General features: G+C 28.9%; 19 protein-coding genes. All 19 read right to left on the minus strand.

Annotated elements, in window-relative coordinates; translation table 11 throughout:
- Positions 1-1,063, minus strand: a 1,063-nt coding sequence (locus FYJ26_RS10075; protein WP_154542043.1) for a leucine-rich repeat protein, incomplete at its 3' end; no start/stop codon positions are given.
- Positions 1,060-1,317: a hypothetical protein gene (locus FYJ26_RS10080; protein WP_002838952.1), complete on the minus strand. Its 258-nt coding sequence runs from the start codon at positions 1,315-1,317 to the stop codon at positions 1,060-1,062. The genes FYJ26_RS10080 and FYJ26_RS10075, both read right to left, overlap by 4 nt.
- Positions 1,318-1,336: 19 nt before the next feature.
- Positions 1,337-4,306: a CD1108 family mobile element protein gene (locus FYJ26_RS10085; RefSeq protein WP_154542045.1), complete on the minus strand. Its 2,970-nt coding sequence runs from the start codon at positions 4,304-4,306 to the stop codon at positions 1,337-1,339.
- Positions 4,307-4,315: 9 nt separating this feature from the next.
- The gene (locus FYJ26_RS10090; protein WP_019132981.1) at positions 4,316-5,281 is read right to left on the minus strand and encodes a DNA-methyltransferase; all 966 of its coding nucleotides are present in this window, start codon (positions 5,279-5,281) and stop codon (positions 4,316-4,318) included.
- Positions 5,253-7,748: a VirB4-like conjugal transfer ATPase, CD1110 family gene (locus FYJ26_RS10095; RefSeq protein ID WP_154542047.1), complete on the minus strand. Its 2,496-nt coding sequence runs from the start codon at positions 7,746-7,748 to the stop codon at positions 5,253-5,255. The genes FYJ26_RS10090 and FYJ26_RS10095 overlap by 29 nt, the downstream gene beginning before the upstream one ends.
- Positions 7,745-8,083, minus strand: coding sequence for a PrgI family protein (locus FYJ26_RS10100; RefSeq protein WP_154542049.1), 339 nt, complete (start codon positions 8,081-8,083; stop codon positions 7,745-7,747). Before FYJ26_RS10100 ends, FYJ26_RS10095 begins: the two co-directional genes overlap by 4 nt.
- Entirely contained in the window at positions 8,083-8,340 is a 258-nt protein-coding gene (locus FYJ26_RS10105) for a hypothetical protein (protein WP_154542051.1), read from the minus strand. Before FYJ26_RS10105 ends, FYJ26_RS10100 begins: the two co-directional genes overlap by 1 nt.
- Positions 8,341-8,357: 17 nt before the next feature.
- Entirely contained in the window at positions 8,358-9,221 is an 864-nt protein-coding gene (locus tag FYJ26_RS10110) for a VirB6/TrbL-like conjugal transfer protein, CD1112 family (protein WP_154542053.1), read from the minus strand.
- A 1-nt stretch (position 9,222) separates the two neighbouring features.
- The gene (locus FYJ26_RS10115; protein WP_154542055.1) at positions 9,223-9,438 is read right to left on the minus strand and encodes a Maff2 family mobile element protein; all 216 of its coding nucleotides are present in this window, start codon (positions 9,436-9,438) and stop codon (positions 9,223-9,225) included.
- Positions 9,439-9,762 (minus strand): single-stranded DNA-binding protein, encoded by a 324-nt coding sequence (locus FYJ26_RS10120; RefSeq protein WP_154542057.1) that lies wholly within the window; start codon positions 9,760-9,762, stop codon positions 9,439-9,441. It abuts the gene before it with no gap.
- 191 nt (positions 9,763-9,953) lie between these two features.
- Positions 9,954-10,817 (minus strand): Abi family protein, encoded by an 864-nt coding sequence (locus FYJ26_RS10125; protein WP_154542059.1) that lies wholly within the window; start codon positions 10,815-10,817, stop codon positions 9,954-9,956.
- Between the two features lie 156 nt (positions 10,818-10,973).
- Positions 10,974-12,776: a VirD4-like conjugal transfer protein, CD1115 family gene (locus FYJ26_RS10130; protein WP_412030671.1), complete on the minus strand. Its 1,803-nt coding sequence runs from the start codon at positions 12,774-12,776 to the stop codon at positions 10,974-10,976.
- Positions 12,777-12,819: 43 nt separating this feature from the next.
- Positions 12,820-13,026 (minus strand): hypothetical protein, encoded by a 207-nt coding sequence (locus FYJ26_RS10135; protein WP_154542061.1) that lies wholly within the window; start codon positions 13,024-13,026, stop codon positions 12,820-12,822.
- Positions 13,027-13,224: 198 nt separating this feature from the next.
- Complete coding sequence (locus tag FYJ26_RS10140) at positions 13,225-13,716, minus strand: PcfB family protein (protein WP_154542063.1); 492 nt, start codon at positions 13,714-13,716, stop codon at positions 13,225-13,227.
- Between the two features lie 4 nt (positions 13,717-13,720).
- Positions 13,721-14,587 carry an ATP-binding protein gene (locus FYJ26_RS10145; protein ID WP_154542065.1) on the minus strand — a complete coding sequence of 289 codons (867 nt, stop codon included), beginning with the start codon at positions 14,585-14,587 and terminating at the stop codon, positions 13,721-13,723.
- 14 nt (positions 14,588-14,601) lie between these two features.
- Positions 14,602-15,582, minus strand: coding sequence for a replication initiator protein A (locus tag FYJ26_RS10150; protein ID WP_154542067.1), 981 nt, complete (start codon positions 15,580-15,582; stop codon positions 14,602-14,604).
- 86 nt (positions 15,583-15,668) lie between these two features.
- Positions 15,669-15,959: a CD1845 family protein gene (locus FYJ26_RS10155; RefSeq protein WP_154542069.1), complete on the minus strand. Its 291-nt coding sequence runs from the start codon at positions 15,957-15,959 to the stop codon at positions 15,669-15,671.
- Positions 15,960-16,003: 44 nt separating this feature from the next.
- Complete coding sequence (locus tag FYJ26_RS10160; protein ID WP_229771257.1) at positions 16,004-17,236, minus strand: ABC transporter transmembrane domain-containing protein; 1,233 nt, start codon at positions 17,234-17,236, stop codon at positions 16,004-16,006.
- Entirely contained in the window at positions 17,229-18,947 is a 1,719-nt protein-coding gene (locus tag FYJ26_RS10165; RefSeq protein ID WP_154542071.1) for an ABC transporter ATP-binding protein, read from the minus strand. Before FYJ26_RS10165 ends, FYJ26_RS10160 begins: the two co-directional genes overlap by 8 nt.
- Positions 18,948-18,950: the final 3 nt, after the last annotated feature.

The following is an 18,950-nucleotide window of genomic DNA, read 5'->3' on the forward strand; positions in this document are numbered from 1 at the left end:
TCTCTTCTTCAAGCTTAGCTTTTTCTTGTTTTAGTTTCTCTCCATTATCTTTGCAAGATTCTAACTTTTCCTTTAATTCATCTATCTTTGATTGGTCTTCTTGTTTCTTATCATTTAAGTCTTTGATCTGATTTTCTAAATCCTTAATGTTTTTGGTTAAATCATCAATCTTATTGTCCTTTTCATCAATATCTTGCCCTGTTAAATCTGTTTGAGTATCAATGGAATATTTATTTGGATTGTAAATAGTCATCTTTCCTTGATACATATCATTGTTATAATCAAATTCAAGTTCTACACTATCTACATTCTTATCAAAAACAAACTCTCCATTTTCAAACCTTAATCCATTAGGAATAGATTTGAATCCTTGATTTCCGTTGAAACCAAAATGATTTTCGTAAAATGGATTTTGTTTTGGTCTATATTCAACATCTTGATTATGGAATACTCCCTTACTGTTAATGTTTGGATTGCCTAAAACTTTTATAGTGTGCAATTTATTTCTTGAAAAAGCATACTGTTCAATTGTCTTCACAGACTTCGGTATAGTTATTTCTTGAAGGTTATTTCTTTCAAAAGCATTATGTTCAATATTTACCAAAGTATTAGGTAAAGTTACTTCTCTAAGTCCACAATTGAAAAATGCTAAACCACCAAGATAAGTTAGACTATTTGATAGTTTTACTTCATCTATACTTGCTTCGTAAAAGGCAGCATAACCTAAATGCTTAACAGAATCAGGAATAATTACTTTATCCCAATGTTTGCCACGCCCAAATTCTCTTTTATATCTAAGTTCATCGTTTGAATGGCTTAAAGAATAATTTCCATTTATAGATTTCGTTCCTTCTGGAAATACTAGAACATTTGTCTTTTCTTTCTTTTCTAAGCCCTTATCACTAAAAGCAATTATATTTCCCTCAGAGGAATACATAAAATCATCTTCCGTCCACTCTACCTTATAATCTGTACTTGCATATACAGGACTTACAGCCAATATATTCACTAAACTTACAAGTAGCATTATCACAGCTAAAATTCCACTGGTTATTTTTTTCATAAATTTTCCTCACTTTCATTTGTATCTTTTCTTTTAAGTTCTTGTCTTTCTCTATTTTCTTCTTCTTTATTTTTTCTAACAATAAATAAAAATTCATCAAGAGATATTTTTCGACTTCGAAATTCCTTGATGACCTCTAAATTTTCTATTTCTTCTTGTTCCTCTGCTAGTAACTGAAGTTCTATTTCAATTTCTTCTTTTTTCTTTCTTAAATTCTTCTGTTTTTCTATGTTTCTGATTAATTTTTTATTCATAGATTTTTACTCCTTCCCCTTATTTTGGTCTACCAAAGGAATAAAAGTGATTTTTCCAATACCTTGAGTTTATACTGGTATATTGGATAGGATCTCCTGCATGGAGCATCATTCCATTACCTGCATATATTCCTACATGAGATATTGGAGTTCCACTATTATATGTTGAGTGGAAAAATATAATATCACCAGGTTTTGCTTCACTTGGGGATATTGGATTGCAATAGTTTTTATAAATAAGCCAAGCTGTAGTTCTTGGCATTCTTTTAACACCAGACTTTGTATAGGACCAACATACAAAACCTGAACAGTCAAAATTACTAGGTCCGCTTGCTCCAAAAACATATCTTTTCCCTATGTGTTTTTCTGCTTCTCCAAATAGTCTTTTTACTGTAACATCATCAAATTCAATCCCTGGATTGCCAAAGTTGGGATTGTCTATAATCTCTCCCAAGTTCCCATAGCTTGATCCAAAGTATCCACTCATATTTCCCTGACTCTCAAGTAAAGCTAAATAATGAGCCATATTGGTTTCATAATTTGCAAATTCTTCTCTAGCTATTTCATCAATGTTCTTCTTTGTAATTGTTAGCGTTAGAATTTTATAGTTATATGGATTTCCTTCCTTATCGTACTTTGTCATAGATTTTGAAGTATATTTTTTTTCATACATTTGATTAAATAATTTTTTTAATTCCCTTTGTGTCTCTTCAACTGACTTAATTTCTCCATATCTTGCTGTTAAATAGCTAAAAAGCTCGTGTAGGTCATGACCAACAGAATCTCCTTTTATATGATATTCATCATAATTTGGATAATTTTCTTTAATACTATCTATTTCATCTTGTAAGGCATATTCATAACTTGTAAATTCATTATTAATATCCATTAAAACTTCTTCTTTTGATAGATAACTTGTAGCTATAACATTACTTGTTAATCCTGAAGTAAGACTTCCAACATTACTAATCCCTTGAAATAGCATGAAAAAAAGTCCTAAAATACAAAGAGCAATTAAAATTTGCTTATATCCTTTGTTTTTTAAAACTTCCAATGTTTTCTTTCCAATATTAGTGAAAGATTTCTTTATACTATTTACTAAACCTTCCCCGTGTTTCTTCCTAAAATCTCTATGAAACTTTTTTTTCATAAAAAATCGATTCAGTTTATTAGAGTTTTGATAAGCTTTAGTCTTCTTCAATTCTTCAAAATTTCTTTGAAAGAGTAGTTTACTTTCTTTCTTATAAATTTTTCCTTCTAAAGATTTTATTTTTCTCTGAGTTTTTAAAGGTTTTTTTCTTCTAAGATGGCTAATTTCTCTGCCAATAGCTTCGGTAGTTCTACTAAGCTTATAAGCAGCGTTAACACCTGCATTATCATCTTTCCCACTATATAGATAGTTTGCCGTCATAGCACTCGCAAAAGTAATAGGTTTTTCTAAACCCACTTTTTTTGACTTTTTCTTATCCTTAATTAACTCTTTTTCCTTTTTATTCTTTTTCTCATATAGTTTTGATATTTTATCTTCCTTTTTATAAAACTTATCTTTTTCACTTTTGTTATTTTTTTTAGAATGAAATTTAGTTTTATTTTTTGTGTCTACCTTATTTTCTTCAGATATATTTTTAGAATCCTGTACTTCTTTTTTTGTCCTGGTATATTCTTCCTTTGGATCAAAGTTGCTTTTCTTTATAGTATTATCAAAGTCGTCTTTTGTTTGCCTTTTCTTTCCCTTGTTTTTGTTTTTATTAGAAATTCCACTATAATTTAAATCAAGTTTATCTATTTCAAAATTCTCATTTTCTCTTACGTTTTTTTCCTGTTTGAAGATTTCTTTTTTCCTACCTATTTTTTCTTGATTCTTTTTATTTACATTATATTTGTCTTTATTTTTTTCAGATTCGCTTTTAAATCCTTCAGATAAGCTATTCTGTCTAAATTTCCCACTAGAAACCCTATCCATTAGCATATCTTTTTCTTCTAAATTTCTAGCTTTGCCTTTGAAATATTTTCTATTTTGTTTTTTATTAGTATTCAGGTCTTGAATTATTTTTTTATCTTCTTCATTTGCCTTATACGATAGGTCTTTTCTTCTAAACTTCCCATTTAAAGATTTTAATTCTGCTTTTTCCCCTTTGTCCTTAAACTGACTTTGAGATTGATAAAGTTTTTTTAAGGTGTTTTTTTGAAAGCTTTCTTTCCCTTTCTTACCAAGAATAGAAGAACCATCCCAATTTTTTCTTTGCACATCAGAATATGGTAAATACTTATAGTCATCTCTTGTGTCCCTATAGGATACATTGCTATCACTAAAGTTCATGTCATAGCGATCTATGACACCATCATTATCTAAGTCCTGTGATAAGGGATCATATGTTGAACTTACCTCTCTATTAAAATTCTTATCTTCTTTTCTAAATCTCCTTATTTTTTTCTCTGTCACATCATTAAAACTTTCACTCTCAACGTTTTTCTTCCATTTTAAATTACTATTCCCCTTGTAATTTTTTTTGGGAGAATTGATACTTTTTATATTAGAGTTAGTTGAAATTGGTCCATCATTAAAATCTTCTTTAAAATTACTTAGCTTGTATTCTGTTTCTTGCCCGTGATATTCACCATGTCTATTTTCCTCATTTTCTACCATTTTTCTATGCTGCCGTTGCGAATATTCCGGCTGATATTCATTATGATAGGAGGCTTCTGCAAATTTTCCCTCATGGATTTTTCTTTGTCTTCTTTCTATATTTGGCTTTTCTTTTTCTTTGAATAAATCCTGACTATTTTCTTGCAAATGATCTGAGTAATATTTAGAGTTTTCAACATTATTGTCTATGTTGTTCCTGCTTTTTACTTTATTTATTTCTTTTTTTGAAAAATCTGATGGTCTCTCTGTATTACTGAATTTTTCATTACTTTCTTCTTTCTTTTCTGATATAAGCTTGGTCTTTGGTACATCTCTTGGGTTTACTTTCCCTTTCTTTTTCATATACACCTCCTATTTCATATTTTTCTCAATCCTTTCTTTAGCTATTTGACAGTAATCTTTGTTTATGTCGATTCCAATATATTCTCTGTCCATCCTAATAGCTACCATTCCAACAGTTCCTGAACCCATAAAGGGATCAAGAATCAAGCCTTTTTTAGGACATCCTGCTTTTATACAAAGTTCTACCAGTTTTGGTGGAAATACCGCATAGTGTTTTCCTTTAAATGCACTGGTGTTAATAGTCCAAATATCTCTATTGTTTCTAAACTTAGGGACATTATCTCCTATATATTCTCCATACTCTCTTGCTTCATTTATGCTCTGTCTTTTAGCTCCTGTACCTTCTTGTAAATACTTATTATTTTTTCCTCTTGCCCTCATATATCTTTTCTTGCTTATTTCTTTTATTGGTTCTTTCATAGCGTCAAAGTTATAGAAATACTTTCTTGCTTTTGATAGTAGGAAGATATGTTCATAAGACCTTGATGGTCTATCTCTACAAGACTCAGGCATGGCATTTTCCTTATGCCAAATAATATCGCTTCGTAAATACCAACCGTCCTCTCTTAATTTTAAAGCTAGTTGCCAAGGTATCCCCATTAAGTCTTTTGCCTTGTAGCCACTGAGTTTTTCTGTAATAGACTCTTTTTGACCACTTCTTCCTTCTATGTTTTTAGGATCTTTATATTCTTTTTTGCTTCTTGTCCCTGCATAAGAATCTCCAATAACTACCCAAAGTGTTCCTTCTTTTTTTAATACTCTTTTTACTTCTCTAAAGACTTCAATTAATTTATTTAAATATTCCTCCGGACTTTCTTCTCTTCCAATTTGTCCTTCTGCTTTATAATCTCTAAGTCCATAATATGGAGGAGATGTAATACAGCAATCAAATATTTTATCTGGAAATTCCTTTAGAGCAGAAATTGCATCTAAATTAATAATATAATTAGTTTTTAACTTCTCTCTGTCTATCAATTTCTATCCCTTCCTTTAATTCTTCTGGTTTAGTTGTCATTAACTTATACAATTTTGTATCTTTAGGAAATCTATCTACAAAAGGTACTATTGTGTTTCCGTAGAATAGTAATCCCTCTCCCTCATTGGAATTTGTTACGTAGGATAACTGATAAAGAGATATATTTAACTTGTTAGCTAAAATTTCCCTATCACCACTAGCTTGATTAAGCATTAAGATAAAATCTGTGTTATCAAATATATTTTCTATTTCAGGACTGGCTAAAAGGTCCTTTACATTTTGTGTTAATCCTGTCGGAATCCCGCCCCATTTTCTAAATCTCTTCCAAATTTCTATGGAATATGAGGCTGTTTGTTCTTCTCTTAAAAGCAAATGGAATTCGTCACAGTAATATCTGGTTTCCTTTTTATTTCTATTAATAGTTACTTTGTTCCATACTTGATCTTGAACAATTAACATACCTATTTTTCTAAGTTGCTTTCCTAATTCCTTAATGTCATAACAAAGAATTCTATTGCCTGTATCTACATTAGTCCTATGGTTAAATACATTAAGACTACCTTTGACGTAAATTTCCATTTCTACCGCTAATTTTTTCCCTACCTTTTCTTCTTGTTTTAAAAGTAAATTATATAAATCTTCTAAAATTGGCATATTTTCAGGAATGGGATTGTCGAAGTAATCCTTATATAATATTGGAAGACATCTATCAATTACTGAAGTTTCTTCTGCACTTAATCCTTCCTTTCCTACTACAAGTTCAAACAGTGAAAGAATAAAATCAGACTTTAAAGATAAGGGATTGTCTTCATCGGCATAGTCTACATTTATATCCAACGGGTTTATATAATCCTTACTTGTTGGCGATATTTTTATAACTTCTCCACCTAGTGCCTTAGTTAAATTTCCATACTCACCTTCCGGATCACAGATAATGATGTCATCTTGTGTAATTAAAAAAGCATTGGTAATTTCTCTTTTAGCCGAAAAAGATTTACCACTACCAGGCGTTCCAAGTATTAAACCGTTTGGATTCTTTAAAAGCTTTCTATCTGTCATAATGATGTTACGACTTAAAGCATTTAATCCGTAGTATAAGCTCTCTCCTTCTAAGCACAACTCTTCTGTTGTAAAAGGAATAAAGACTGCTGTAGAGCTAGTTGTAAGTCCTCTTTTTATTTCGATTTCATTTTTTCCAAGTGGTAGGGAGGAAATTAGGCCTTGTTCCTGTCTATAGTTAAGATTTTTCAATACACAATTATGCCTACCTGCTATTGAATTTAGTTGAAAGATTATATTACTCAATTTCTTTCTACTTTTTTCCATATTTGTAAACAAAATAGTTATGACAAACATTCTCTCATTATGATTTTGAAGTTCTACCAATAGTTTCTTAGCATCATTACCATAGGTAATTAAATCGCTTGGAAGAATATCAATATCATATCCTGATCTTATAGCCTTCTTATTTTCTTCAATTTTCATTTTATCCAAGTCCGTTATTTTTCTCTTAATCATCTTTATAGCTTCTGTTTGATCAATGGAATTTATATGAAATGTTACAATCATATTTTCTTCAACGCCTAAAAATTCTGATAATAATCTATCTGATAATTCGGGTGCTAAAATTTGCAGAAAGTTTACTTCTCCAAAGTATTCTCCAATTTTAAATTGATTGTTAGATGAAAAGTTAAATGATGCTGGTACTATATAATCCTTAGTAGATAATCCACTATATTTTAGGTCTTCAAAGGAAAAAACAAAATTCTTATTTGGATTTAATATATCGTGAATAACCTTTAACCTTTCATATCCACTTAATACATAAGCTTTTACGCCCATCTGCTTAAAGTTATTTAATATATCCATTTCCATTCTTTCAAGTCTTGTAGTTGCTTCTTTTAAATCTTGTGCTTGTAAGCTAAAGGTGATATACATATATTTAGTAAGTCCATTATTTCCTTTTTGACTCTGGTTTTTTAGCATTTCCCTGTACTCTTTTCGTATTTCATTATATGAATCGTTTCTATCCGGAACATTTATGTTTTTTTCTACTTCTTCATTTTTTCCTATGCGATTAATATATGAAAGTTCTATATCAACACTTGGATCAAAATAGTTTAAAAAACTTGAAAATTCATTAAATATACTTTCCTTATCTTCTTCTGTAGAAAGCTGATAGTTAATATCTAAAAAACGTATCATTTTATTAAATTTGTTCTTTTCAACTTGGCAAATCCCATTTCTCAACATTCTTAAATAAGGAATTGTTTCCTGAACGCTCTTTTTCTTCTTCCCACTAAAAAAGGAAAGCTTCTTTTTTGGCTTTCCTTTTTCTTTTGAAATATTTGCTTTTTTCATCTTTCTTTGACTTATACTAATGCTTTTTAAATCTTCTTTTTGTTTTTTTAAATTTCTCTTTTCTTGATTTAATTTTTTCTGTTGCTTTTTCTGTATTTGATTCATTTACTCCTTTCCTTTCTTTGTTTCTTTATAGCATAAATACATTCTGTCTTGTATATCCTTATACTTGTCTGTCTTTTCTTATCTATAATATACTTTAAATATTTTTCAAAATAGATCCCGTCTTTTTCATAAAGAGTTGCAAATATTATAGGGAAAGACACACCTATCATAATTAACATAGATAGGTCATTAGGCAGCACTTTTTTTACCATTAAATATACTGGAAAGCCTATTAGACCTGCAATTGTAAAGCCAATTAATTGTCTTTTTGTTAGATTTAGAGCTACCTTTGTTTTTACTTTTGTTAAGTCCTTTGGGACATTTACATAAGCCATTATTCTAAACCCTCTAAGTAAAAGCCATATATATCTTCTCTGTTCAGATCTTCTAGTGATTTTCCCATATTCACTGCTATTTCTAAGACTTTTTCATTCGTTTCTTCTCTATTATCTAAAACTTCCAATGTTTTTCTTATAATCATTCTATTTTGTATTTCTCTTGTAATATATCCCCCTATTAAAAGTATTGGGAGTCCTATTGTTCCAAGTGTTTTTAAATTAATTTTATTGTCTTTTTTTCTTCTAATTTTCATCATCTTCTCCTTTTTTATTAATGAGCATTTAAAATTGATTTTGCAATACTTCCTGATTTCATCATAGTTATACCAAGTATAAGTGTATAGCCAAGTAATTCAAAAATACTCTTGTGTATGTCTGATATATTTAAAGTCTTAACAAGTACGGCATAAATTCCTACACATATTAGTAGGAATAAACCTTGTAAGCCAAGTGCGAATAGCCCTCTTATATAGTTTGTTCCAATACTTCCCCATTCTTTATTGCCCATTGTGGCAAAAGGTATGGCGCAAACTGAAGTATAAATATATATTTCTATCATCCTGCCGTATAGAATAACTGTAATGAGTATTGATATCCCTTGTATTATCATCTTTACAATTGCTGTCTCTAGTACTATAGTCATTAATTTTCCTATTGGCTCTCCTTTTAGGCTATCTACCATATTAGCTATATCACCTGGAGAAACTTTTGCACTAGCATTTGCCACACCTGCTGCCTTTCCTATTAAATTCTGTGCCACATCAAATACTGCCATAGAAAAGTCAAAAGCATGAGATACAAGCCATACTGCTATCCACATTTTTATCATATATTTAAAAAAATCAAAGGTATCTGTGTCATGCATATTATTTTTGTTCATTACCATTTGAATTAATTCAATACATAGTACAGCCGTTATGATAAGACCTGCTATGGGAAGTATAACATTTTCTGAAATAGACTTTATGAAGTGGAAAACCTCCGAGTTCCATCCACTCGGAGTCTTTCCTACCTCATTTGCTATCGTTGATACTTTATCATTTATATCAAGGAGCATTCCGCTTAAATTTTCCTTGATCATATCAATAAGTATCTCTGAAAAAAACTCTTTGATCTTATCTACTATATTAAACATTTTATTTTAACACGTTTGCTAATAGCGGTATTAATTTCAAACCTATGAGTACAATTCCTCCACCAGCCATTAGCTGCTTAATGCCCTGTGATTTTGCACCAGGGTTGTCATTCCCATAACCTTCCATTAAGTTAATTACTCCCCATGCTCCAAGTCCTGCACCAATTGCTGTAACTAATATTTTTAATACATTTACTGATTGTGTAAAAAATTCCATTTATATTTCCTCCTCTTTTTCTTCTTTTTCAATTTTATTTATGTGCTTTACGATAAAATTTTTAAATGTCTTGTCTTCTTTTTTTGTTTCCTTAAAATATCCAAAAATATGGATGTATTCTCCACTTTTAAATTCTTTCACACTTTTTGCCTTTTCCCCGTAGAGATTACAGTAGATATATTCTTTTTTAACCTTTCCTTCTTCTTTGTTCTTTCTAACTATTGTGAAGTTAGCTACTTCTTTTTCTCCTTCCTTTGTATCTATTGAAGTTGTTTTTATTTCTCCTACTAGATTTCCATTAATATTTAGCATGTCTCTTTCCATTTGTTCTATCTCCTTTATTCCATAAAAAAAGCGATAGTTTTTTCTATCGCTTCCACTTCTTATTGATTAATATTTCATTTTTCTCTGTATTTTATTTTTTCGGCTCATCTCGTATATATTTCATTCTTCCTCCTTTGGGCATAAAAAAACACCGAAATATTTTTTTTCGGTGTAAATTTCTCTATTTAATTTTATGGTTTTAGTAATTCTTTCCAGTTTTCTATAAAGCCAACATATCTTAATTCAATATTTTCATATCTTGCTATTAGTTCTGTTAGATCATGATAAAATTTTTTGTAATTTTCTTCTTCAGAAACTATTTTAAGATTTATTAATGTAGCAAATATTGTGTTGTTTGAAATATTCTTTTTTAAATATTCTTTATATAGCTTTGGTGATTTTGTAAGCTTTGCTCCATATAGTCTGCCATAATGGGCACATATATTTCTTATATAGGCAAAATTTTCTATCCAAGATTCAAAGTAATGATAGTCTGTATGAAAGACTTTTGCAATTTTACTTTTATCTTCATTTTTCATATTCTTATACATTTTAGATAAGGTTCCAAAACTTGCTACTTCTATCACTGCATAGAGTGGAATTTCTCCACCTTCATAATTGTCTTTAAAGTTTTTTATAAATGGTGAGCGTCTATTTCTTTTAACTTCCCTTGCTAATTCTTCTAGTACCTTTTCTTGTTCCTTTTGTTTCTCAAAATTATTCATATCTTTATATGAAAAGTTCCCATATTTTAAAGAAAAATAGTTTGTGATAACTGCTCTTAAAGAAACTTCAATATGTTCTATTATTTCAAATATGAGTTGTCTAAGTTCTCTATCAAATTTATATAAACTTACAATATCTTCAAAACTTATTCCTGATATATATCTTCCATCTTTTTTTAACGTGATACTATAAGCTTTAATCAGCCTGTAATAGGATGTTCTTCCAAGAATTTTCTTAGCATAAGTTTTATCTTCTACTAAAAGTCCTAAGTCTATTAAGTTTTTTACTTGATTTTCTATACTAATCGGTTCTTGATGAATTTTTTTCATTTTTTCTCCTAAAATCAAATGACCCGACTTGGTCCGCATTGTTAAGAGGCGTGTCGGGTACTGTTGACATTATTATATGTTATAAAATATTTTTTGTCAAGTATTTTCTTTTAATCTTTCCTAAATATCTATCTTACTTCTTATTTAATTTTAAATTTATTCATCTAATATTTCAACTACCATACTCTCTTTTAATTTAACCTCATCTTTTCTCTGCAAGTATTTCTCTATGTCAAATATATTTCTCTTATCATAATCTTCAAGGAACTTATAATTCTTATGTTTAGTTATGTCAAATTTATCAGATAGAAAAGGTCTTACTCCTCTTAGCTGGTATATACACTTACCACCATCCATTACAGTTATTTCATCTTGACTCATAAGTTCTTTACCGGTTTTTTGATAGTTTAAACCAAAACTCTTTTGATTTGATCTTGTTTCTGATGTGTTATATAAGTCTATTGTTTCTTTGCCTAGGCTTTCAGATAATTCTTTTAATGTTGTTTTTTCTTTGCCTCCTAGAAAAAGTGTAGAATCACAATTTCCAACTATGGTATCGGCATTATCTTTATAGATACTTTTTAGTTGTGATTGTGCTTGTAATATTATACAAGCTGATATTTCTCTACTTCTAATAGTTGCTATTAGCTTTTCAAATTTAGGAATTAAGCCGATATTTGCAAATTCATCAAGTAGACATCTCACATGAATAGGAAGTCTTCCGACATATTCGTCATCTGCTTTATCGCAAAGTAAATTAAATAATTGTGAGTACATTATTGATACTACAAAGTTAAATGTATCATCTGTATCTGATATTATAACGAATAAGGCTGTTTTCTTTTCTCCGAGTGTATCAAGCTCCAGTTCATCTTCTTTCATTAAGTCCCTAAGTTCCTGAATATCAAAGGGAGCAAGCCTTGCTCCACATGATATTAGAATTGACTTGGCAGTTTTTCCTGCTGCAAGTTTGTATTTCTTATATTGTTTTACTGCAAAATGATTTGGCTTTTCTTTTTCTAATGCTTCAAACATATAGTCTACTGCATTTTTAAAATTTTCATCTTCTTCTCTTGCCTCACTTGCATCTATCATAGCAAGTAAAGTTGTAAAGTTCTGTTCTTCTTTAGGAGCTTCATAAAAAATATATCCAATTAAGGCTGTATAGTAGAGTTTTTCTGCCTTTATCCAAAAATCTTCAGTTGATTTTTCTCCTTCTCCCTTAGTATTTGCAATTATTGTTTGTACTAATTTTAAAATATCTTTTTCACTTTTCAAATATGCAAAAGGATTATATCTCATAGATTTTTTAAAGTTTATTGTGTTTAGTATTTTTATCTCATATCCATTTCTTTCCAACATTTTCCCGCATTCCAAGACTAATGTTCCTTTTGGATCGGTTACTACATATGAAGAGTGCATTTGCATGAGATTTGGCTTTACAAAAAACCTTGTTTTACCGCTACCAGAACCTCCAATTACCAATACATTTTTATTTCTCGCATATTTTGGATTTTTAGGTCTATTGTTCATGGTAAGTCTTTCAGTTTGAGTTAGTAGCACATTGTTTTCAAACTTCTTGTCAATGTATGGCTCAATGTCTTTTTCATTTCCCCATCTTGCCGATCCATATTCTCTGCCCTCTCTAAACTTTTTTGCTTTTTTCTTTTTCTGTATAAGGATTAACTTAATAACTACTGATAGAATTAGACCGGGTATCAGGTTTTTTATTTTTAATGATGGAATATAGTTTAAAGTATCTATTTGACTAAAAGCTACTAGAATTCTATCTATTATATCTCCTCCTATATAAGAGTTGACATGGCTTGCAAAGATATTTCCTATATAAAAAAATAAGAGGTAAGGAAGATTTTCTAATACAAATTTCTTCTTATCTCTTATCTTAAAAACATTTTTTATATCTTTTATTATTTCATTTAGTATTTTCGAATTAATCACTTCCTCTCAATAAAAAGAGTAGATTTCTCTACCCATTAGTATCTTATTTATCTTTTTTATATCTTATTACTGGAACTTGTTTTATTTTTTTACCTATCTTTTTTCTTTCCAAGACAAAAATCATATTTTCATTTCTTTTAAAATATCCTAAATCTTTATGATAGCTTATACCACACTTGCAATGTAATAGACCTATAAACTGTTGCCTCATCTTTGAGTTACATATGGGACATATTTTTTTATTTGTCATTTTGAACCACCATTATACTTATATTTTACTTTCAAAGGTATTTTTTTAGTTTCTTTCCTAATGCTTCTGCTCTCATTTTTTATCTATAGATAAGAGAAATTCTTCTACTGAATGATTCCCATCTTCTTTTTCATAGTATTCAACAATAAAGCTATTCATGCCTTCTCATCATATATATTATATATCCAAGTGCTTTTATTATAAACTTTGTTCCTGATGTTTATGTTTAACCTTATCTCTGTCAATAGTATCTTTGACTTTATCCTTGAAGTTATTAAGCCTTTCTATTACAGATTTTCTTTTTCTTGACTTATCTTTAGTAAATTTCTGGACTGTCTTTTTAAAAGCTTGTTCCATTACTTTTGTATCTTTTGCTTGAAAAAAGATAATGTTGTTTCCATTTTCTAAATCTTTCTTTATGGAAAATTTCACCCCATATCTTTTTAATTCTTTTTTCAATGCTTTTAAGTCTATGTCATTTAATTCTAAGGTTTCTACTTTACCTTTTTTTACAAGGTCTTTTACTTTTACTTTTTTTAATTTTTCTAAGGGTCTTGACTGTTCTATCTGTGTTTTATGTTTATTTATTTCTAATATTTTCTTCATCAAATTTATAACTTGCTTGGCTGTTACTATACTTGCTTTTTTTACTATGGCTATTGTTCTGCTATTTATATCATCATTTTGCATTCATTCACCTACTTTCATTCGTTTTTAATATTTCATAGGCTAATTTTGATTTCTCCTTCATTTTTTCTATTCTTCTATTTTCTCCTGTAAATATAATGGGACTGCATATTTCAAGTATTCTTGAATAAATTCTTTTATCTTTGGTGGTTTCAGGATGAGTTAAAGTTGTTATATTTAGATTTGTTGTTATAATTAGAGGTTTTCCACTTCTATATCTACTATCGATTATGTTAAAGATATGCTCAGCTGCAAAAGCTGTATCTCTTTCCATTCCAAAATCATCAATAATTAATAGTTCCTTTCGATTTAGATTGTTTATATACTTACTTTTATCAATCTCAAAGTTAGTCATATCATTTAAAATTACGGAAAAATTTGTCATTTTAACTGATACATCTTTCTCAAGTAAAGCATTTGCTATGGCACTTGCAAGATATGTTTTTCCACATCCCACATTCCCTGTGAGAATTAAACCTACATTATTGTTATATATTTCGTCAAATTTTTCCACATAGTTTTTTGCAAGTTTTTCATGCTCACTACCTTTGTCCATATTTTTAAAGTTCCAATCTAATAAAATTGGATCAGAAAAACATTCTCTTTTTAAAGTGTCTATTAATAAAAGTTTTTTAATTTTTTGTCTTTCTTTTTCAACTTCTTTTTTCCTTTCTTCCTTACAACGACAAAGGATAGAAACTTTTTTTCTTGCTCCAAATAAATCTATTTCCTCTTCTAGTGGTGTTTTACAGTTGGAACAATATTTTAATCCTGTTTCTTTATCTATATAGCTACTATCCTTATCATCTTTTGATAAAGCCTTTATGTCTACTGATTTTATTCCTTGTTCTAAAATTTCTTTTATTGATTGCATTTATTCCTCTCCTATCATGTATTTAAAAATTCTCTCCAAATATCCTCATCATTACTATAGTCATAGTTTTTTCTTTTTTTATCTTCCCCCTTAATGATTTCTATATTTTTAATATTTTCATCTGCATTATATAAAAGAGTAAGTAGATAAGCATTAATGTTTCTAATATCCTTTGGAGCATTTTCTTTTAAATATTTCAATACATAGTCTATATGTTTATAATTAAGATTTAGAAATCTTTCTTTAAAGTTTTCGTAGGATATATGTCTACCACCTATCCTAATATTCGTAAAATCAACTAGGGCTTTTACAAGTACATTCACTATTACATCTACTTGCTTTTTTTCCTCTATTTTCGATTTTTTAAAGATTTCATAAGATATATTCTTTTTTATTATTTCTCTTAATCTTTCCTCCTCCAAGCTATTTTTCTGTAATTTTTCTCCTCGCTTTTTTGAGGAGGATATGGAGGTGGTATTATTAAAATCAGTATTGTTAAAATTAGTATTATTAATATCAGTATTATTAGAGTCCTCTTTTAAAACTTCTTGATGTTTACTTTCTAAACTTCCTGAAGTTTGATTTTTAAACTTCTGCAAATTTGTTTTTGAAACTTCTGTATTCTTTTTATTTTCTGTATATATAAAATTCTTTACATAGAGTAAATTTGGTTTTCCTAGTCCTAGTCTCTTTTTTTCTAATAATCCTATTTCTTCAATTTCTTTCATTACTTTAACCGACTTATTTCTTCCCCATTTTAGTACTTCCATAATTTCTTCTATTGTATAGATGATGTATACCTTGTTTTCTGCATCTAACCATTTATTCTTAACTGACAAGCTCATTCTATCAAGTAAAATTCCATAAAGAATTTTTGCTTCTACGGATAGTTTTTTAAAATTTAAGTCGGTGAATAAGGTTTTGAGAATCCTAAAAAATGAATATTGTTCTGCTTCATTGCCATAATAATATTCAAATTTAACTATTTCTTTCATCATAACCCCCTTTCTTTTCATATAAAAAGAGATAGCTTTGATTTTGCTATCTCTTTTTCATCGTTTTAATCTATTTATTTTTGTATTTAAATTGCTTTTATTCTTTCATTCACCCTTTCTATTACTTCTATAATAAAATATCCTAGCACTGGTAAACCATAAGGACTAAAAAGATATGCTAGTATAATTGCCTCTATAGCAAGTGCTTTTTCTCCATGATAAACAGATCCCAAAAATCCCATAATAGCGATAAATGAAATCAGTTTAAAAAATATTGTGCTGAGTCCTAATACAAACGTTAAAAATAGAGTGATGATACTTAACGCTATGCTAATAGGAAACAATATGATTTTGAAAAAAACTCTAAATATTATCATATTCTCTTCAATCCTTATTACTTATGTTTTCTTTTCTTTTTTTGTTAATTTAATAAAAAAGATGACAGACTTAATCCTAAATCATCTTGTTTAAAAGTTTTGTGGAAGCCTTTAAACTTTGATTTAAACGAATTTATTGTATCTGTCATCATTATATCACTGTCCCCAGATCCCGATGGACCAACTATGGCAGTCATGGTGTTTTCTTTTATCTCTGCTGATACATTTTTTAAAATTGGTCTGTCATCATAAGAAAAGCTGACATTTTTAAAGACTATATTGTGATTTTTTATAGGCTCTGAAACTTCTCCTTCTTCCATATCTTCCATATCATTTACATAGGAATAAGAATCTATTGCATTCTCAACCATTCTTAGCATTGCCATAGCAGAACCAGATGTTATAAGCCCATCAAATATTACAAAACTTGCTATAAGTATCATAATAGTATTGACTATTTGACTGTTTTCAACAAAATATAATTTTATTGATATAAATAACATCAAACAAATTGTTATAGCTATTATTATTTTAGCTAATAAACTATATGGCATTATAGTTTTTTCTAAATCAAAAGAATATTTACTTGCACCATCAAAGCTTTTATCAAGTTTTTTATTGTTACTTCCTCTTAGATTGTATGATTTTATAATTTGCATTCCTTGCAATGTTGATAAGACTTCTTTGGTAAGTGATACTTGAATCTCATGAATCTTGTCTGCATTTTTACTAGACCTTTTTTTCATACGAGCAACAATCAACAAAAATACAATAGAGCCAACTATTGCTACAAGACCTACCTTATAAGAAAATAAAAATAAGGATAAGATAAAAACAATAGCATTAAGCATACCACCGAAAACCATAATATACAAAGTTGGAACCCAAGTTTCTACATTATCTAAGTTAGTAGTCGCAATAGTTGTTAAATTTCCTAAACTTAGACTTGAGAAGAATCCCATGGGAACTTTTTTTATTTTTTCACCTAATTCAACTCTCTTGTGTCCAGCCATAAAATATCCAGCATGTGTTTGTTTGAGCATAGATAAATTTTTTGAAATAATTACTCCAGCTATACTAATTAATAAAAGTAAACTTGATATTCCAATTGTTTTGTAACTTATATCCTTATTTACTATCCCGAAAATCGCATAATAAATTGCTGCAAATTGTAAAGCATTAAAAATAGAACCGAAAAAATTAGCAAAGATTGATTTTTTTATGAACACTTGTTCTTCATTAGAAAAATTCCATATTTTTTTAAAAACACTAAGCATCTTTTTCTCCTTTCAATGCAGTTACCCATAGATCATGATAATCTTTTGATTCCTTCAAAAGCTCTTCATGACTTCCTTTACATGCAAGTTCTCCATTTTTAATTAAAAATATATTATCTACATCTGTTATTGTCTTTAAACGATGGGCAATTATAATTAGAGTTTTTCCTTTGACAAGTTCTGATATTGCATCTTGAATCAAAGCCTCATTTTCAGGATCGATATAAGAGGTAGCCTCATCTAAAATAACTATCGGAGCATTCTTTATCATAGCTCTTGCAATTGATATTCTTTGCCTTTCTCCTCCAGATAAATGTTTACCAGCTTCTCCTACTCTTGTATCATATCCATCTGACAAGTTCATTATAAAATCATGGCAGGCTGATTTCTTACATACTTCAATTACTTCCTCATCACTAGCATTTTTATTTCCTATCCTGATGTTATCTTTAATTGACATATCAAAAAGAAAATTATCTTGTGATACATAGGAAATAATAGTAGATAGCTTTTCAAGAGATATATCTTTAATATTTACATTTCCTATACTTATAGAACCACTATCTACGTCCCAAAATCCTGAAATTAGTTTTGCAATAGTCGACTTTCCCGAACCAGATTCGCCTACTAAAGCATTCACACTTCCTTCTTCTACATTTATATTTATATTTTTTAGGACTTGTTTATCTTCTTCATAAGAAAAATCTACGTTTTTCATCTCTATATTATAATTTTTCATATCCACATTTTCATTTTTATGAGATAATTCTCTCGCAGAAAGTATATTTTTAATCTCTTTGAAAATAGTTGACATTCTTCCAATATCATCTTCAAAAGTCATTACTCTCATAATATTTTGAATAGTCCCAAAAGAAAGGATTATCAATGTTAAAAATACACCACCATCTAGTGAACCATCCATGCAGAAATATAAACCAAATGGTATAATTGTCAAAATACCAACTGGAGCAATAGACATACTTATCGCATAGTCTCTTGTATTTTCTCCCATCCAATCGTAATAATAATTCGCCTTTTTATACACATTGTCCTTGTATTTTCTATAAGATTTTTCGCCTTGATTAAATGTTTTAATAACCTCAATCCCATTGATATACTCAACCACGGAATTATTCATATCTTGACCAATTTTAACTGCTTGTGGAAACTTTACCTTCATTCTTTTCATCGGCCCTGCCATAAAAAATCCACCAATAACTAATGGAATTAAAGATATTAAACTAAGTCTATAATCTAAAATTAACATGTAAACAAATAATATTATAGGTCCGACTAAATTAGCTGTCATCTCAGGTATCATATGTGCCAATGTTGTTTCAGTATTATCAACTTGATTTACAATTATGTCTTTTAACTTACCAGTAGACTCATTCAATATATCTCCTAATGGCATATTAAATAATTTTTCCATAAGACTTTTTCTTATATCTCGTATTATTTGATAGGCTGTTTTATGAGAAATCATAGTTGACAAAAATACGAACACTTCTTTGATTATAAGACATGAAAGTATCAAGAAAATTTTATTTATATAGTAATGAAAATCTTGGCTACCATCAATCAATGATATAATCATTTTACTTAGAATAATATATACAAAAAGATTTGAAATTACTCCAAGTATTGCAAATAACACAGAAATAAAATATGGTGTTTTATTTCTCTTAATATATTTTTTTAATAGATCCATAAA

This window comes from Anaerococcus porci (assembly GCF_009696575.1).
Classification (GTDB): domain Bacteria; phylum Bacillota; class Clostridia; order Tissierellales; family Peptoniphilaceae; genus Anaerococcus; species Anaerococcus porci.

What these genes read in the sequence shown, in the direction of transcription:
- FYJ26_RS10145 (WP_154542065.1), bottom strand. Translation starts at nt 14,587, where the DNA reads ATGCAATCAATAAAAGAAATTTTAGAACAAGGAATAAAATCAGTAGAC.
- FYJ26_RS10095 (WP_154542047.1), bottom strand. Translation starts at nt 7,748, where the DNA reads ATGAATCAAATACAGAAAAAGCAACAGAAAAAATTAAATCAAGAAAAG.
- FYJ26_RS10125 (WP_154542059.1), bottom strand. Translation starts at nt 10,817, where the DNA reads ATGAAAAAAATTCATCAAGAACCGATTAGTATAGAAAATCAAGTAAAA.
- FYJ26_RS10100 (WP_154542049.1), bottom strand. Translation starts at nt 8,083, where the DNA reads ATGGCTTATGTAAATGTCCCAAAGGACTTAACAAAAGTAAAAACAAAG.
- FYJ26_RS10105 (WP_154542051.1), bottom strand. Translation starts at nt 8,340, where the DNA reads ATGAAAATTAGAAGAAAAAAAGACAATAAAATTAATTTAAAAACACTT.
- FYJ26_RS10115 (WP_154542055.1), bottom strand. Translation starts at nt 9,438, where the DNA reads ATGGAATTTTTTACACAATCAGTAAATGTATTAAAAATATTAGTTACA.
- FYJ26_RS10110 (WP_154542053.1), bottom strand. Translation starts at nt 9,221, where the DNA reads ATGTTTAATATAGTAGATAAGATCAAAGAGTTTTTTTCAGAGATACTT.
- FYJ26_RS10165 (WP_154542071.1), bottom strand. Translation starts at nt 18,947, where the DNA reads ATGGATCTATTAAAAAAATATATTAAGAGAAATAAAACACCATATTTT.
- FYJ26_RS10155 (WP_154542069.1), bottom strand. Translation starts at nt 15,959, where the DNA reads ATGATAATATTTAGAGTTTTTTTCAAAATCATATTGTTTCCTATTAGC.
- FYJ26_RS10140 (WP_154542063.1), bottom strand. Translation starts at nt 13,716, where the DNA reads ATGCAAAATGATGATATAAATAGCAGAACAATAGCCATAGTAAAAAAA.
- FYJ26_RS10120 (WP_154542057.1), bottom strand. Translation starts at nt 9,762, where the DNA reads ATGGAAAGAGACATGCTAAATATTAATGGAAATCTAGTAGGAGAAATA.
- FYJ26_RS10080 (WP_002838952.1), bottom strand. Translation starts at nt 1,317, where the DNA reads ATGAATAAAAAATTAATCAGAAACATAGAAAAACAGAAGAATTTAAGA.
- FYJ26_RS10150 (WP_154542067.1), bottom strand. Translation starts at nt 15,582, where the DNA reads ATGAAAGAAATAGTTAAATTTGAATATTATTATGGCAATGAAGCAGAA.
- FYJ26_RS10160 (WP_229771257.1), bottom strand. Translation starts at nt 17,236, where the DNA reads ATGCTTAGTGTTTTTAAAAAAATATGGAATTTTTCTAATGAAGAACAA.
- FYJ26_RS10085 (WP_154542045.1), bottom strand. Translation starts at nt 4,306, where the DNA reads ATGAAAAAGAAAGGGAAAGTAAACCCAAGAGATGTACCAAAGACCAAG.
- FYJ26_RS10135 (WP_154542061.1), bottom strand. Translation starts at nt 13,026, where the DNA reads ATGACAAATAAAAAAATATGTCCCATATGTAACTCAAAGATGAGGCAA.